Origin of the sequence: Vibrio cyclitrophicus, assembly GCF_024347435.1 — a bacterium.
Classification (GTDB): Bacteria; Pseudomonadota; Gammaproteobacteria; order Enterobacterales; family Vibrionaceae; genus Vibrio; species Vibrio cyclitrophicus.
Map to the genome: position 1 here is coordinate 2746661 of NZ_AP025480.1, position 14347 is coordinate 2761007.

The 14347-nt window shown below is 42.5% G+C and carries 14 protein-coding genes; 3 read left to right on the forward strand and 11 right to left on the reverse strand.

The features are described 5' to 3' along the window. Positions 1–39 precede the first annotated feature (39 nt). Positions 40–975, reverse strand: a complete 936-nt coding sequence (gene ribF / locus OCW38_RS12115; protein WP_261894186.1) for a bifunctional riboflavin kinase/FAD synthetase — start codon at positions 973–975, stop codon at positions 40–42. 70 nt (positions 976–1045) lie between these two features. Next, the gene (gene murJ / locus OCW38_RS12120; RefSeq protein WP_010434830.1) at positions 1046–2608 is read right to left on the reverse strand and encodes a murein biosynthesis integral membrane protein MurJ; all 1563 of its coding nucleotides are present in this window, start codon (positions 2606–2608) and stop codon (positions 1046–1048) included. A gap of 251 nt (positions 2609–2859) precedes the next feature. On the opposite strand from murJ, the gene rpsT reads away from it, so the two are divergent. Beyond that, positions 2860–3120, forward strand: coding sequence for a 30S ribosomal protein S20 (gene rpsT / locus OCW38_RS12125; RefSeq protein WP_004739529.1), 261 nt, complete (start codon positions 2860–2862; stop codon positions 3118–3120). A 326-nt stretch (positions 3121–3446) separates the two neighbouring features. Here rpsT and OCW38_RS12130 read toward each other — a convergent pair whose 3' ends face one another. After that, on the reverse strand, positions 3447–3740 hold the full coding sequence (locus OCW38_RS12130) for an ArsR/SmtB family transcription factor (protein WP_010434829.1): 294 nt from the start codon (positions 3738–3740) through the stop codon (positions 3447–3449). Positions 3741–3840: 100 nt separating this feature from the next. Then, a complete protein-coding gene (gene nhaR, locus OCW38_RS12135) occupies positions 3841–4731 on the reverse strand; it encodes a transcriptional activator NhaR (RefSeq protein ID WP_010434828.1) in 891 nt (296 codons plus the stop codon). 391 nt (positions 4732–5122) lie between these two features. Here nhaR and OCW38_RS12140 point away from each other — a divergent pair, with 391 nt between their 5' ends. Then, positions 5123–6268 (forward strand): Na/Pi symporter, encoded by a 1146-nt coding sequence (locus OCW38_RS12140; protein ID WP_010434827.1) that lies wholly within the window; start codon positions 5123–5125, stop codon positions 6266–6268. 331 nt (positions 6269–6599) lie between these two features. Here OCW38_RS12140 and OCW38_RS12145 read toward each other — a convergent pair whose 3' ends face one another. The 5 genes from OCW38_RS12145 to rppH are packed head-to-tail and all read right to left on the reverse strand — an operon-like array spanning position 6600 to position 11910. After that, positions 6600–7451 carry a thymidylate synthase gene (locus OCW38_RS12145; protein WP_010434826.1) on the reverse strand — a complete coding sequence of 284 codons (852 nt, stop codon included), beginning with the start codon at positions 7449–7451 and terminating at the stop codon, positions 6600–6602. Positions 7452–7460: 9 nt separating this feature from the next. Then, the gene (gene lgt, locus OCW38_RS12150) at positions 7461–8282 is read right to left on the reverse strand and encodes a prolipoprotein diacylglyceryl transferase (protein WP_010434825.1); all 822 of its coding nucleotides are present in this window, start codon (positions 8280–8282) and stop codon (positions 7461–7463) included. A 57-nt stretch (positions 8283–8339) separates the two neighbouring features. Beyond that, positions 8340–9131 (reverse strand): sulfite exporter TauE/SafE family protein, encoded by a 792-nt coding sequence (locus tag OCW38_RS12155; RefSeq protein ID WP_010434824.1) that lies wholly within the window; start codon positions 9129–9131, stop codon positions 8340–8342. A gap of 8 nt (positions 9132–9139) precedes the next feature. Beyond that, positions 9140–11389 (reverse strand): phosphoenolpyruvate--protein phosphotransferase, encoded by a 2250-nt coding sequence (ptsP, locus tag OCW38_RS12160; protein ID WP_010434823.1) that lies wholly within the window; start codon positions 11387–11389, stop codon positions 9140–9142. Between the two features lie 2 nt (positions 11390–11391). Continuing rightward, the gene (gene rppH, locus OCW38_RS12165) at positions 11392–11910 is read right to left on the reverse strand and encodes an RNA pyrophosphohydrolase (RefSeq protein ID WP_004735018.1); all 519 of its coding nucleotides are present in this window, start codon (positions 11908–11910) and stop codon (positions 11392–11394) included. A gap of 616 nt (positions 11911–12526) precedes the next feature. Between rppH and mutH the strand changes: the two genes are divergently transcribed. Next, positions 12527–13192 (forward strand): DNA mismatch repair endonuclease MutH, encoded by a 666-nt coding sequence (gene mutH / locus OCW38_RS12170; protein ID WP_010434822.1) that lies wholly within the window; start codon positions 12527–12529, stop codon positions 13190–13192. A gap of 53 nt (positions 13193–13245) precedes the next feature. Here mutH and OCW38_RS12175 read toward each other — a convergent pair whose 3' ends face one another. Beyond that, entirely contained in the window at positions 13246–13557 is a 312-nt protein-coding gene (locus OCW38_RS12175) for a DUF6482 family protein (RefSeq protein WP_004735016.1), read from the reverse strand. A gap of 192 nt (positions 13558–13749) precedes the next feature. Further along, positions 13750–14001 (reverse strand): hypothetical protein, encoded by a 252-nt coding sequence (locus OCW38_RS12180; RefSeq protein ID WP_004735015.1) that lies wholly within the window; start codon positions 13999–14001, stop codon positions 13750–13752. Positions 14002–14347: the final 346 nt, after the last annotated feature.

A 14347-nucleotide genomic window follows, 5' to 3' on the forward strand; every position in this document is an offset into this window, starting at 1 on the left:
GCGAAGTTAGACATTATGTTAATCGGTGGAATCATCCGACTAATTCTTTAGCTGAAGCAGCCACACCCTTGCGGCTTCAGCATCCAATTCTATTTGATTTTTTAATGCGTCGAACGACTCAAACTTTATCTCGTCGCGCAGTTTGTGCAAAAGTCGCACTTCTAACTGTTTACCATATAAATTGGCTTTAAAGTCAAAAAAATGTACTTCTAATTGCTGCCTTACCCCATTAACTGTTGGTCGTTGTCCAATGTTAGCAACACCACCGACAGGAACACCGTCGATATCTAATGCTTCAACAACATACACTCCCGACACAGGAGAAACACAACGTTTTAATGGAATATTAGCGGTAGGGAAACCGATAGTTCTCCCTAGTTTACGACCATGAGAAACACGACCACTGATACTGTAGTCACGCCCAAGCATAGTAGCACTAGAAGCCAAGTCATTGGCCGCTAACGCATTTCGTATCTCAGTGCTGCTTACTCGTAATTGGTTTAAGCAATAGCTTTGGGTGCTCACCACCTCAAAACCATATTTTTCACCCGCTTCTTTAAGCATAGCGAAATTACCTGTTCGGCCTTTGCCAAAGCAAAAATCGTCACCAACCACCAAGAATTTCACACCAAGCTTATCAACCAAAAGCTCCTTAACGAATGCTTCCGCGGATAAACTAGCAAAATACTGATTAAAATTAACACACAATAAACGACTGATATCTAGCTTACTCAATTGCACATATTTATCTCGTAAACGAGTTAAACGCGCTGGCGCTCGACCTTTAGCAAACAACTCCATAGGTTGCGGCTCAAACGTCATAACAACAGAAGGGAGCCCTAATGCTGCAGCTTGATTAGAAACCTGACTCAGAACTTCTTGATGCCCTAAATGAACACCATCGAAGTTACCTATGGTTAATACACAGCCATGATGCTGCGCTTTAATATTATGTATACCTCGGATCAGTTCCATTATGATCAGCTAAAACCTGTAATTTGCATCATTTATTGTGTGAAACCGACGGATTATATACTAATCAGCATTAATCTGTCGCTGCTTTTAAATGTTTTACTCGGATACCTAAAATCAGTACCGAAACAATATAAACAAAGCCACCAAGTCCGATCAAGCCTGTTAATGTCAGTGCTCTCTGACTGAAGCCCCAATCCAGCCACTGTTGCATATTATCCAACTGCCATAAAATGGCTGCGACCATCACTACACCGGAGACAAGCAACTTGGCACTAAACAACAAGGTTGTCTTAGTTAATTGATAGACACCCGCAAGATGCAAACCCCGATATAGCAAGGCCATATTCACAAAGGCAGACAAGGCCGTCGCAATCGCCAAACCAACATAACCATAGAAGTAAGCAAAGATCGCGTTGAACACCATGTTAGTCACCATAGCGATAATGCCGTACTTAACTGGTGTTTTGGTATCTTGGCGAGAGTAATAACCCGGAGCTAATACTTTAATCAACATGAAGTTAAGCAGACCTGATGCATAAGCCACTAGCGACATCGACGCCTGTTGTACATCGTGGGGAGAAAACTCACCACGCATAAACAGCACCATTAACATGGGTTTAGCCAAAACAATCAGACCCAACATAGCAGGAATACCAAGCAGTAAAACCATGCGTACGCCCCAATCCATGGTATGCGCAAATCCTTCTCCTTGAGCGTCTACGTGTTTACGAGACAAAGCAGGAAGAATCACCGTCGCAATCGCGATCCCGAATAACCCTAATGGAAATTCAAGCAATCGATCTGAGTAGTACAACCAACTGATAGAACCTGTCGCTAGGAAACTAGCAATGAAGGTATCAAACAGTAAGTTGATTTGGCTGACCGATACACCAAAAAGCGCAGGGATCATTAGTGTGCGGATCTTAACGACACCCGGATCTCTCCAACCCCACTTAGGTTTAACCAACACACCTGCTTTTATTAAGAACGGCATTTGGAAAAGGAATTGGACTAATCCACCGAGAAATACACCGATAGCTAATCCAATTTCTGGTTGATCTAAATTAGGAGAGATAAACCATGCTGCGCCAATGATCATCACATTCAAGAACACAGGTGTAAAAGAAGAGACGGCGAACTTACCTAATGTATTGAGAATCGCACCAGATAAAGCAACAAAGGTGATAAACCATAAATAAGGGAAGGTAATCTTAAGCATAAAGCTCGCAAGTTCGAATTTTGGGGCTGCAGGTCCGTCATTCAGCCAGTCGATAAACCAACCGGCACCAAACATCGCAGTGATCACACCGGAGCCCAATACCCCAATAACGGTTACTATAGATACTAAAACTCCGAGAGTACCCGACACCTTAGCAATTAAATCTCGTGTCTTATCTTTGTCACCTGCAGCGTGATATTCCGTTAGTACCGGTACAAACGCTTGAGAAAAAGCACCTTCTGCAAAAAGTCGACGTAAAAAATTAGGAATTTTATTAGCGAAGAAAAATACGTCGGCACTCGCTCCTGCTCCCATTAAATTTGCTACTACTACATCACGTACTAGCCCCAATACACGGGAAACAAAAGTCATTGCACTGACAATCAGGCCTGACTTTAATAGTCTTTTACTCACAGAAACCTCTGACACTGGTTGATTACTTTCAAGCGAGGATAAATACTATCCTGTCCTAAGAAGCATATTTATTAGCATTGGTCTAAAAATGCTGTTAGAATCCCCGCCATCTTAACCGCGATGACCTTTCCATACCAAAGTTTGTTTGGCTACGATTGGTTTTTGCACAAATCATTTGACAATTAAGCGCTAATGAGGGATAGTCCTCGCCCTTAAATTGTCACCGAACTAAGTTTTTGGGAGTTAGACCCTTGGCAAACAGTAAATCTGCTAAGAAGCGCGCTATCCAAGCTGAGAAACGTCGCCAGCACAATGCTAGCCGTCGTTCTATGATGCGCACTTACATGAAAAAGACTATCGCAGCTATCGCAGCTGGTGATAAAGAAGCTGCAACTGCTGCTCTTGTAGAAGTTACACCACTTCTAGACCGTATGGCGACTAAAGGCCTTATTCATAAGAATAAAGCTGCACGTCATAAGTCTCGTTTCGCTGCTGCAATCAAAGCTCTTTAATAGAAATTTGATTACAACGCAAAACGAAAAAAACCGGCCTTGGCCGGTTTTTTTATATCTAAATTTTGAGTAACGCTGTTATTTTTCTCGCTGAACGTTGTTTTTTTACTAACAGCTATTGGTTTATTACAAAATATTTTTCTTACTAAAAATTGTTTCGTTGACCGATAGACAAATAAGTAGACAAACAAACGTCTAACAAATCGATCAAAGAGAGTAGATTGATAAAAGATAACTGATAGGTACTAACGTTCGACGTGAAATATTGACACTTCCTTGTGTCGACCTTATTCCTGATAAGAGATTACCCTCCTACCAACAACAAGCTACTTGCAGTACATACCGTGCAGTAGGTTAATCATTGCTTTTACTTCTTCGCTACTCAATGTGTAATATACAGTTTGAGCCTCTTTACGAGTATCAACCAAGCCATCCCTTCTCAACCACGCAAGGTGCTGAGATAAAGCAGACTGACTCAGTTCTAACTTGCCACACAACTCCCCAACCGACAGCTCAGTACCATGTAACAGGCACAAGATTTGTAAGCGACGCTCGTTGGCCATGGCTTTAAGTAGAATCACAGCTTGCGCTGAGTTCTTCTCCATCTCTTTTAAGTTCATAGTTTGGCTCCCTACAACCTTTACGCCAACTACGGGCTATCAGAATTTCCGGCATATGGTAGGGTTATGATAATCGATATCAATTCATTAACAAACAACCTCACTCGAACAATTTGCTAAAATCTGCGTCACATACATTTTTTACTGCTGGATGTTGGATCATCCTCTCAGCAAATATGACGTAGTACTCTTCTTTTAACTCTTCGATGCCACCCAACAGCTGTAACGATGTGTCTTCTTCAACTTCAGATATATAGAGAGTAGGTGCTAAAAAAATAGCGTCATGATGATAACGAGCAAAAGCTTTCATCAGTGCCGCATCATCAAATTCGCCTAAAATATCGGGCTTTAGACCCTGCCTATCAAACCACTGTAGTACCTTTCGTCCCATAGAAGTTCGACTTCCGGGGATAAGAAGCTTCCTTTGCTCCAATACAGCGGGGAAACTCACATCTTCTACATTACCAGAACAGAAAAAAGTCATACCACTCTCACCCAGCTTCTTACTAAACAAGCCAGGGCTTTGACTAGAATCCACCGGACAGTCAGACAAGATCATATCGAGCTTATGTTGAGAGAGTTGTTCAAGAAGCATTTCATGAGTCGATTCAAAACAGCGAAGGTGGATACTGTTATCTTCTGGAATCGTCGACATCAAGATCTTGCTCACGAGCCTTTTTGACAGCGCATCCGCTACACCCACATCAAACAGAATATTTGAGTGCTGGCTGTAATTCACAATATCCAACATTTCATAACTTAAGCCAAACATACGATCAGCATACTTAAACACCAGCTGACCAAGCTCAGTAGGTTCAACACTGCGACCATTGCGCTTAGTTAACTTGCCATCCATGCGCTCTTCTAACGCTTTAATCTGACCTGTAACCGTTTGAGGTGTGAGAAATAGGGCTTCTGCAGCTTTAGTAACAGAACCTTGCTTGCAAACCATCCAGAAGTAATAGAGGTGGTTGTAGTTGAGGTGCGACATAGATGTGCCGTAATAATAAAAGAGAAGATATCCTTTATATCAAATATGACGCACTCACTCAACAAACTCGGAAAAACCTAACTTATACATCGATTACTACTTATTTTTTCGAAGTGTCTAATTTCATAATGTAATATTTAAGCGATTATTTTCAATTTTTTTCTAACTTTTAAGATCTATATCACCTCTCAAAAATCAAAATAAAATCATTTAAAAACAACAATTTAACCAACCACCATTTAAAGTTTTGATATTTAAACAGCAAATCATCACAAAAAAGTCTCACCTAAACCAAAATGTAATATTACTGAAATATTTCCCCTCTAACATCACGCTCAGATTAAACAAACAGACCAAACACAGACTTAAACGGTCCAATGGAGAAAACATTATGAACCAAGCTACTACTGCAGCAGCGCCGATTTCGAGCACTACTCGTTGGCTACGCTGGGCTAACTTGGCATTCATGCTTTACCTACTATTACTTTCAGTTTCAATGGTTGGTACAGGCTTCAAATGGGCAACAGGCGAACAAGCAAAGGTTCTTTTCGAATTTGCTTCACACCCAGTTGCAGGCTTAATGATCGGCTTAGTGGCAACAGCACTTATTCAATCATCAAGTACAGTTACTTCAATTATCGTTGGCCTTGTGGCAGGTGGTTTACCTGTTGAGCTAGCAATCCCTATGATCATGGGTGCAAACATTGGTACAACAGTAACCAATACACTTGTTAGTCTTGGTCATGTTCGTTGTAAAGAAGAATTCAAACGTGCATTCGCAAGTGCGACCATTCACGACTTCTTTAACTTATTAGCCGTCGCTATCTTCCTACCATTAGAGATGGCATTTGGTATTCTAGAGAAAATTTCTCACTGGTTAGTATCACCGATGCTAGCAACAGGTGATATGAGCATGGGTGGTCTTAACTTCATCAAGCCAATCACTAAACCAGTAGTCAGTGCGATTAAAGAACCACTATCAACGTTTGGCGACACTGTAGGCGGCGTCATGCTTATCGTTCTTGGTATCGCAACAATCTTCGTAGCTATCACTGTAATGGGTAAGCTAATGAAGAGCCTGATGGTTGGTCGTGCTCGTGAGATTCTAAAGAATGCAATCGGTCGTGGTCCTATCCACGGTATCGCTTCTGGCTCTATCGTGACTATCCTTGTTCAGTCATCTTCTACGACAACAAGCTTGATGGTTCCGCTAGTAGGCTCAGGTGTTCTTAAAGTACGTGACGTTTACCCATTCACTCTGGGTGCAAACATTGGTACTTGTATTACCGCTCTACTTGCAGCTACAGCAGTATCTGGTGAGTTTGCAGTATTCGCACTACAGATTGCTCTAGTACACTTGGTGTTCAACATCATGGCAACGGTATTCATCTTCGGTATTCCGTTCCTACGTGAACTTCCAGTGAAAGCTTCTGACATCATTTCTGATATGGCTGTGAAGAATAAGTCTGTAGTCGCTGGTTACCTTGTTGCAGTATTCCTTGTACTGCCTGGTACTGTGTTAGCACTGACTGCTTGATAGCTAAAGAATTAGATAGCTTAACCGCTAGAAAGACACATCGCTTATAGCAAAGCCCGCAACTTCCTAGGTTGCGGGCTTTTTCTTTTTAGGAGCCGATGAGGGAAGAAAAAGAAGGTGTGGGATTCGAGTAGCGAGTGACGAAAAGCAAAAGCAGATGCGTGATTCGAGTAAACGAGTAAAAAAAAAGCGACTCCCCTCATTATCTGCGTTTGATATTTCGTATATCACTGACTCAAATCTAAACACGCTCTTCGTATCTCGTTACCGAGCTACAGGTACAAAAAAAGCCGCACAATGGCAGCCTTTTAATCAAATAAAACGGATTGCATTAAACCGAGAATGGGTACTTAATCGCCTCGTGGCATTCGTAACCTTCAACCCAGAAGTCATCCATCGTTACCCATGTTTCTAAATCTTCTAGAGACTTAATCTCAGGATTGATATGGAATGTAGGGCCAGCTAACGGCTCACGCTTCAACTGAACATCGCGCATTGGTGCAAGTTGATCTTCATAGATATGAGCGTTAACAAGCTTGTGGTAAGCCACGCCCGCCTTCTTGCCGGTGATCTGCGCCATGATAGCGAGGAACACATACACTTGAACCATATTGAAATTCAAACCTAAAGGGACATCACAAGAGCGCTGAGTACTATTTAAGTACAGGGTGTCACCAAGCAGAGAGAAGTGGTGGCTGTACATACACGGACGCAAACAACCCATGTGAAACTCGCCTGGGTTGTAGAAGTTTAAAATCTCGCCACGGTCATCAATACCGTTAGTTAAATCATCAACAATCTTCTTCAGTTGGTCGATATGACCGCCGTCAGGTTTTGCCCATGCACGTCCTTGAACGCCGTAAACACGGCCCATGTCGTCTTCACCCTTGCGGTAAGGATTATTCAGCCATGCCTCGTTCAGGTTCGAATTCGCATCCCAGGTTTTAGTCCCTAGCTTGCGAAAATCTTCAGCATTATCGTAACCACGGATATAACCAAGCAGTTCAGCAACTGCCGCTTTCCAAAAGCTTTTACGCGTTGTTACCAGTGGGAATTGGTTATTACCAACATCATATTCAAGGTCAGCATTGATCACAGTTAGGCAGCGCTTGCCAGTGCGTTCATTTTCAATCCAAGTACCGTCATCAACGATACGCTGACAGAGGTCTAAATACTGTTTCACACCAGTTCCTTACTTCGTTTGTTGTGGTAATTCATCTTTGTAGTGACCACGCTTGTATGCCCACACCATCATCAGCACACCGATGATAACCATTGGCAGTGACAAAATTTGTCCCATAGAGATAAATCCACCGAACAAACCTAGATGAGCATCAGGTTCACGTACGTATTCTACTAAGAAGCGGAATGTACCATATCCTGCGAGGAATAACCCTGACACAGAACCAAGAGGACGCGGCTTTTTGATAAACCAGTTCAAGATGAAGAACAGCACAATACCTTCAAGCGCCATCTCGTAAAGTTGAGATGGGTGACGAGGAAGTGGACCACCATTAGGGAATACGATTGCCCATGGCACATCAGTCACACGGCCCCAAAGCTCGCTGTTCATGAAGTTACCTAAACGCCCCATGCCCAAACCAAATGGAACCAATGGCGCGATCATGTCAGCTACACCAAAGAAGGTTCGACCGTTCTTTTTCGCATACCAGAACATCGCAGTGATAACACCAAGCAAACCACCGTGGAAAGACATACCACCCGTCCATACCTTAAAGAGGTAAAGAGGGTCTGCTAGGAAAAGGTCAAAGTTATAGAAAAGTACGTAGCCAATACGACCGCCAAGTACTACACCTAGAAAGCCTGCAAATAACAAATCTGATACTTGCTCTCGGGTCCAACCACTGTCTGGTTGATCAGCTCGGCGATTTGCTAGCCAAAGAGCAAACATAAAGCCAACAAGGTACATTAAGCCATACCAGCGAACTGAAATTGGTCCTAGTTCGATAAGAACAGGATCGATATTTGGGAATTCGATAAAACCCTGAGACATACGTGGCTCTCTATCTAAATTGAATAACGGTCAGCTCAGCAGCTGACAAAAAAGACACTACAGCAGCATTGTAGCTGCTATAAACATTAAAAATATTGCAAAGAATTTCTTTAGCACGGGAGTTGGCAATTGCGTCGCCAGTTTCGCACCAACTCGAGTAGTTAGAACTGAAGTACAAGATATTGCGACCAAAGCTGGTAGGTAAACATAGCCCAAACTAAACGCTGGAAGATCATCTACAGACGAACCATGCCAAATAAACCCGAGCATTCCTGAAATAGCAATAACAAAGCCGCACACCGAAGAGGAACCCACGGCCTTGCGCATTTCTACACCATGATGGTTAAGAAAAGGCACAGATAAAGATCCACCACCAATACCAGCCAAGCTTGAGACTAAGCCAATACCGCCACCACATAACATCGTTTTTGCAGAGCCTGGCATCGCTTTCTGACTCGTAGAACGAATCGATAACAGCATTTGTAATGCCAATACCAATACAATCACACCAAAGACTTTCGGTAGATATTGAGCTGGAATGATGTCGGCGACAAAAGAACCGAGAAAACCACCCACGACCACACCTGGCATCAACCATTTAACGACAAATATCTCTACGTTACCCAACTTTAAGTGGTTAATCGCAGACGATCCTGACGTAACAATAATGGTTGATAACGAAGTCGCCAATGCCATCTGCATCGCAAACTCTTGAGGGATGCCCGCTTTAGGAAGCAAAAACAATAAGGCAGGCACCACCAGCAAGCCACCGCCAATGCCCAGCAAACCCGCTAAAACACCAACAACAGCACCAAGACCTGCTAACAAGCCTATTAGTTCATATGACACGTCAAATCCTATTTTTTACCTGCTCGAATGAAGCCTGTAAATTCACGCTCTTCGAAATAGTTGAGCATCATACTATAGATGTCACGACCATACGGTTTTGAAAGTGCCTTATTTGCTAAATCCTGTAATTCACTCAGGTTAGATTGGCGAATCAAGTATTTGGTTCTAGCGACATTTGAGGTATTCATACTTAACGTTTCGTACCCTAGCCCAATCAACAGTAATGCGCCCATAGGATCACCAGCTAGCTCGCCACAAATACACACAGGTAATTGATATTGCTTACATGTATCATGAATTTGTTTTAATGCCATGATCACCGCAGGGTGCATGGATTCATAGACATCAGATACGCGGGAATTGTTCCGATCAACCGCCAATAAATATTGGGTTAAGTCATTGGTACCCACAGAAACAAAATCGACCTTGTCTGCGATTAACGGCAGCAAATACAGCATTGATGGCACTTCGATCATGATACCAATGCGAGGCATGCGTACTCTATTATCAAGCTCGTGTACTTCATCGTAAGCCTGTTCTATAAGCTGAACCGCATCATCCAGCTCTTGAGCACCCGAAATCATTGGTAATAGGATACTTAAATTCTGACTATCACAGCTCGCACGCAACATGGCGCGTAGTTGAATAATAAAGATATCTGGGTGATCGAGTGTAAAACGAATACCACGCCAGCCAAGAAACGGATTGTCCTCTTCAATCGGGAAATAAGGTAATGCCTTATCACCACCAATATCCAACGTACGCATCACCACTTGCTTCTCGGGATAGCTCGATAATACAGAACGGTACTGCTTGAACTGTTCGTCTTCTGACGGGAATCTCTGCTGTAACAAGAAAGAAATTTCCGTTCGATACAAGCCTACGCCGTCAACCCCTTGGTTAATCGCTATATTAGTATCCGCACTCAAACCAGCATTGAGCAAGATCTCTATTTGCTGATCATCTTGCGTTCTTGCTGGTAAATATAATTCTCGGTTGACCATAGAAGAGAGTTCACTTTCTTCTAGAATCAGCCCTTGGTATTCACTAAGTAAGTTATGACTCGGCTCAATAAAAATCTCACCGCTATACCCATCGACAATCGCTTGCTTACCATTAGCTTGGGCAAGGTTGAAATTGACCCCCATCACCGAAGGAATGCCAAGCGCACGAGATAAGATCGCTGCGTGAGAGTTCGCCGCCCCTTCCAAGGAAATGACCGCCAACAATTTTTCTTTTGGAATAGACGCCAAAACAGAGGCCGTTAGTTCACGTACCACCAGAATAATGGGCTTGTCTAACGTGCGGAGTTCATGCTCAGAGTTATGAAGGAAATACAGCAGCCTTTGTCCGAGCTCTCGAATGTCTTGTGCTCTCTCGCGAAGATAGACATCAGACATACGAGCAAAGCGATTAGAGTAACTTTCAACAACTTGTCTTAGTGCCCAATCAGCTTTATCGCCCTTCTGAATTTGGCTTTTCAGATCCTTACGCAACATGGGATCGTTGAGTAAGTGAGTAAACAGGTCAAAGATCGCCAACGCATCTTTGTTTATTTCGCTATCCAAACGCTTGCGCATGCGCTTAAAGTCATTCAGAGCATTTTCGACAGCAACCGCCAGCAACTCATGCTCTCTTTCAACATTAAGCGTCGAAGCCGGATAAACATCGGTTAATTCAGGTTGCGTGTTGTCCCACCACAAATCACCAATCGCTACACCTGATGACGCTGCGATACCTTTCGTCGCCGGCAACTTTTGTTGTTCTAATAACCAATGACCTTGGGTTTGGGCATGCGCCACAATAACCGCAAGTTGTGCTGAAAGAGTGACAAGGAAAGACTCTTCCATTTCACTGAATAAACGAGGAGATTTCTGTTGAATAACCAAAACACCAAGCACTTGCTTGCGATGGATAATCGGAGTACCGAGAAAAGAGTGATAAACCTTTTCTCCCAACTCCGGAAAAAATTTATAAGCAGGGTGAGCAGACGCTTGTGCAAGGTTGATAGGTTCAGCGCTTCTTTTAACAAGGCCAACCAGGCCTTCGTCAAAACCAATGTGAATACTATTGCCTTTGAAGATCAGGCCTTGAGTTGCCATCAACTCAAGGCGCTGCATATCATTATTTGCCAAATACACGGTGCAACATTCCGTCTGCATCGCACTGCATGTCTCTTTAACTAAAATATCAAGAGCCGTCGACACATCTTCAACTCTTGATACGTGTTCAACTATTTCCCTTAGTTGACTGAGCATGCTTAACCTCTACGCAATTTGCGTTTTCCTTTTGTTTTTCGCTCTTTAAACGGCATTGCCAAAGATGCGAATTCTTTCATCGCTCGACGGTACACATCTCGCTTAAAAGAAACAACTTGTCGAACAGGGTACCAGTAACTCACCCAACGCCAACCATCAAATTCAGGTGTACTTCCACGCTGCATATTGATCTGCGATTCATCGCAATCTAAGCGTAAAAGGAACCACTTCTGTTTTTGTCCAATACAGACAGGTTTAGAATCCCACCGAACCAGTCGTTTGGGTAGCTTATAGCGTAACCAATGACGACTTGTCGCGACGATCTTTACATCCTTTTTAGTAAGGCCAACCTCTTCATACAACTCACGGTACATTGCCTGTTCCGGAGTTTCACCTTCATCTATTCCCCCTTGAGGGAATTGCCATGAATGTTGCCCGTATCGTTTAGCCCAGAAGACCTGACCATGGTTGTTACAGATTACAATACCAACATTTAATCGGTAACCATCGCCATCTATCACTGGCCAACCTCTATCTAAATTTTTAATTACTCTGATTTTTCCACATATCCCCAATCGGAGCAAACTTAGTGACGTGATAAGCGCTATATTTATGAATATTAACTACGAATATGGATAAGTTTTGCTCAAATTCTAGTTACCCACACAATAGTGAGACATAGACCACATTTATTCACCTTTTCTGTGAATAACTATGTGAAGAATTCCCCGCAATCGTTTTTTTTAATCCATAGATTCATCAACACCTTAAACAACAAATCAATTATCAACATTTTAAACCATTAAAAATCAACAAATTAAAATCATAATCATAATTTTAAAAACATTTAGAAAGCAAAAGATCTTTCAAAAATCGAACGTGGTTAAAGATCAACCACTCAGGTGTTTATCCACACTAGCAACTGAAAGATTCATTTTGCCCCCTATTTAGCAAGCATTTTATCCACCACAAACCCCTGTTTATTTATACACTAAATTAATATTTCAATTAATTACCTTTATGTCCTGTGGATAACCACGAGTTTGATCCCTTTTTAAGTAAGGAGATCATTTCTTAACCAGTCGTCATATGGTGATAACTTCTGGTAAAATCGTTTTTTTGATTATGCTTTTTATTATGAAACCAGAACCACAAACACAACAAGAGCTATTAGACAGAGCGTATACTATTGCAGGGATGACCTTCAAAGAGCTCTCCGATGAAGCCGAGATGGTGATGCCAAGCGACCTTAAGCGTGATAAAGGTTGGGTTGGGCAGCTGTTAGAATGGCATTTAGGTGCACCCGCTGGCAGTAAGCCAGAACAGGATTTTGCAAAGCTGGGCATCGAACTTAAAAGCATTCCGATTGGTTATTCTGGAAAGCCACTCGAAACAACGTTTGTTTGTGTTGCGCCACTGATGGGCGTACAAGGCATAACATGGGAAACTAGCCACGTTAGAAATAAACTGTCTAAAGTGCTGTGGATCCCAGTTGAAGGAGAAAGAGAAATCCCGTTGGCAGAAAGGCATGTTGGTTCACCTTTATTATGGACGCCAAGCCAAGAAGAAGATGAACTTCTAAAAAGAGATTGGGAAGAGCTGATGGAGTTGATTGTTTTAGGCAATGTTGAACAGATAACAGCAAGGCACGGTGAAGCACTCCATTTACGCCCTAAGGCCGCAAACAGTCGTGTGTTAACGGAAGCTTACGGTGCAAGCGGTAAACCCATAAAAACCAAACCTCGTGGTTTTTACTTAAGAACCCAGTTCACCCATAAACTGCTGACTGCACACTATGCATAACTGTCGAGAACGAAAGTCGAACATACTGATTATAAGTACGCTGTAAATTCCCTCTAATGAGGTTTAAGCGCTAATTCAATATCGCAGTAACTCTGGCTAGGTTCATTACCAAACTCATCATACGCGTTGTGCAAGCGAAGGTAAGCCTTTTCAAAGCCGAGCCGGAGTAACTCCTCTTTCACTTGATCCAAGGATCCAAAGTGAAGCGGCTCGCCGTCTTGCTTTACAGGTTCTAGCTTGTGTTTGTACTCCACCGCCAATAGATACTCTGAGATATCAGAACAACCAATAACGTACACTTTGGGTGTTTGATAAGAGTCTTTGTGCTCTCCATGTAACCACATGTCTAATTGATGCTTTTGCATAACCGTCCTCCCCTGCTCTTTAAAGAGTAGTAGAACTCTTTTCCTTTACTAGGTAACGACTTAAAAAAGCAAAAAAGAGAAGTAAGTGCTTCTCTTTTTTGGCCAGTTCTAATTCAAAAGTTTGCACTTTCGACGCCATAACTATCACTGTGATTTATCCTAGGGGTTGAAAGGTGCTATCAACCCCGCAGATTACGTCGGTATTCGCGCACTTAAGACACGACGAAGGTGACGTACTCGACGTTCAATCGTAACAACTTCGGGTTCAGAAAAACCAATAGGTCGACCATCGGCTTCAAGACCAATATCTCTTAGTAAGTGAGTATTGTTCCATGGTAGATCATATGAACTGCGACGAACTTTTCGTTGCCATTCACGCTCTTCACGACGAAGGTCTGCACGGATAAGGACTGTTGCTAATTTTAAATATACTGAGTGACGCATAATAACTCTCCAGTTGTTGAATAAACTGAGGAAAAATAGCGTGTTAGATCGTATGAGGGTTTCTCACTTAGCTGCTATTTTTCCGCAGCCAAATAAGGATACGGATCTATTAGTTAGGTTTATCTTGGGTGTTTCGATCGGCCATGGCTGATGTTTGTGACATAACAGTCACCATGTCAGAACACGGATCAAACGAAGCGCAAATATGCTGTATAAAATCGAAATGTTTCATTTGCGCCTCCAAGCTAACTAAAAAATCCAAAAAGAAATGGGGTAGTGAAAGCAGACAAGTCTTTGTTAAAACGCTGCTTTTACGGTTAAAGTCTAACCAAGTGAGTATATTATT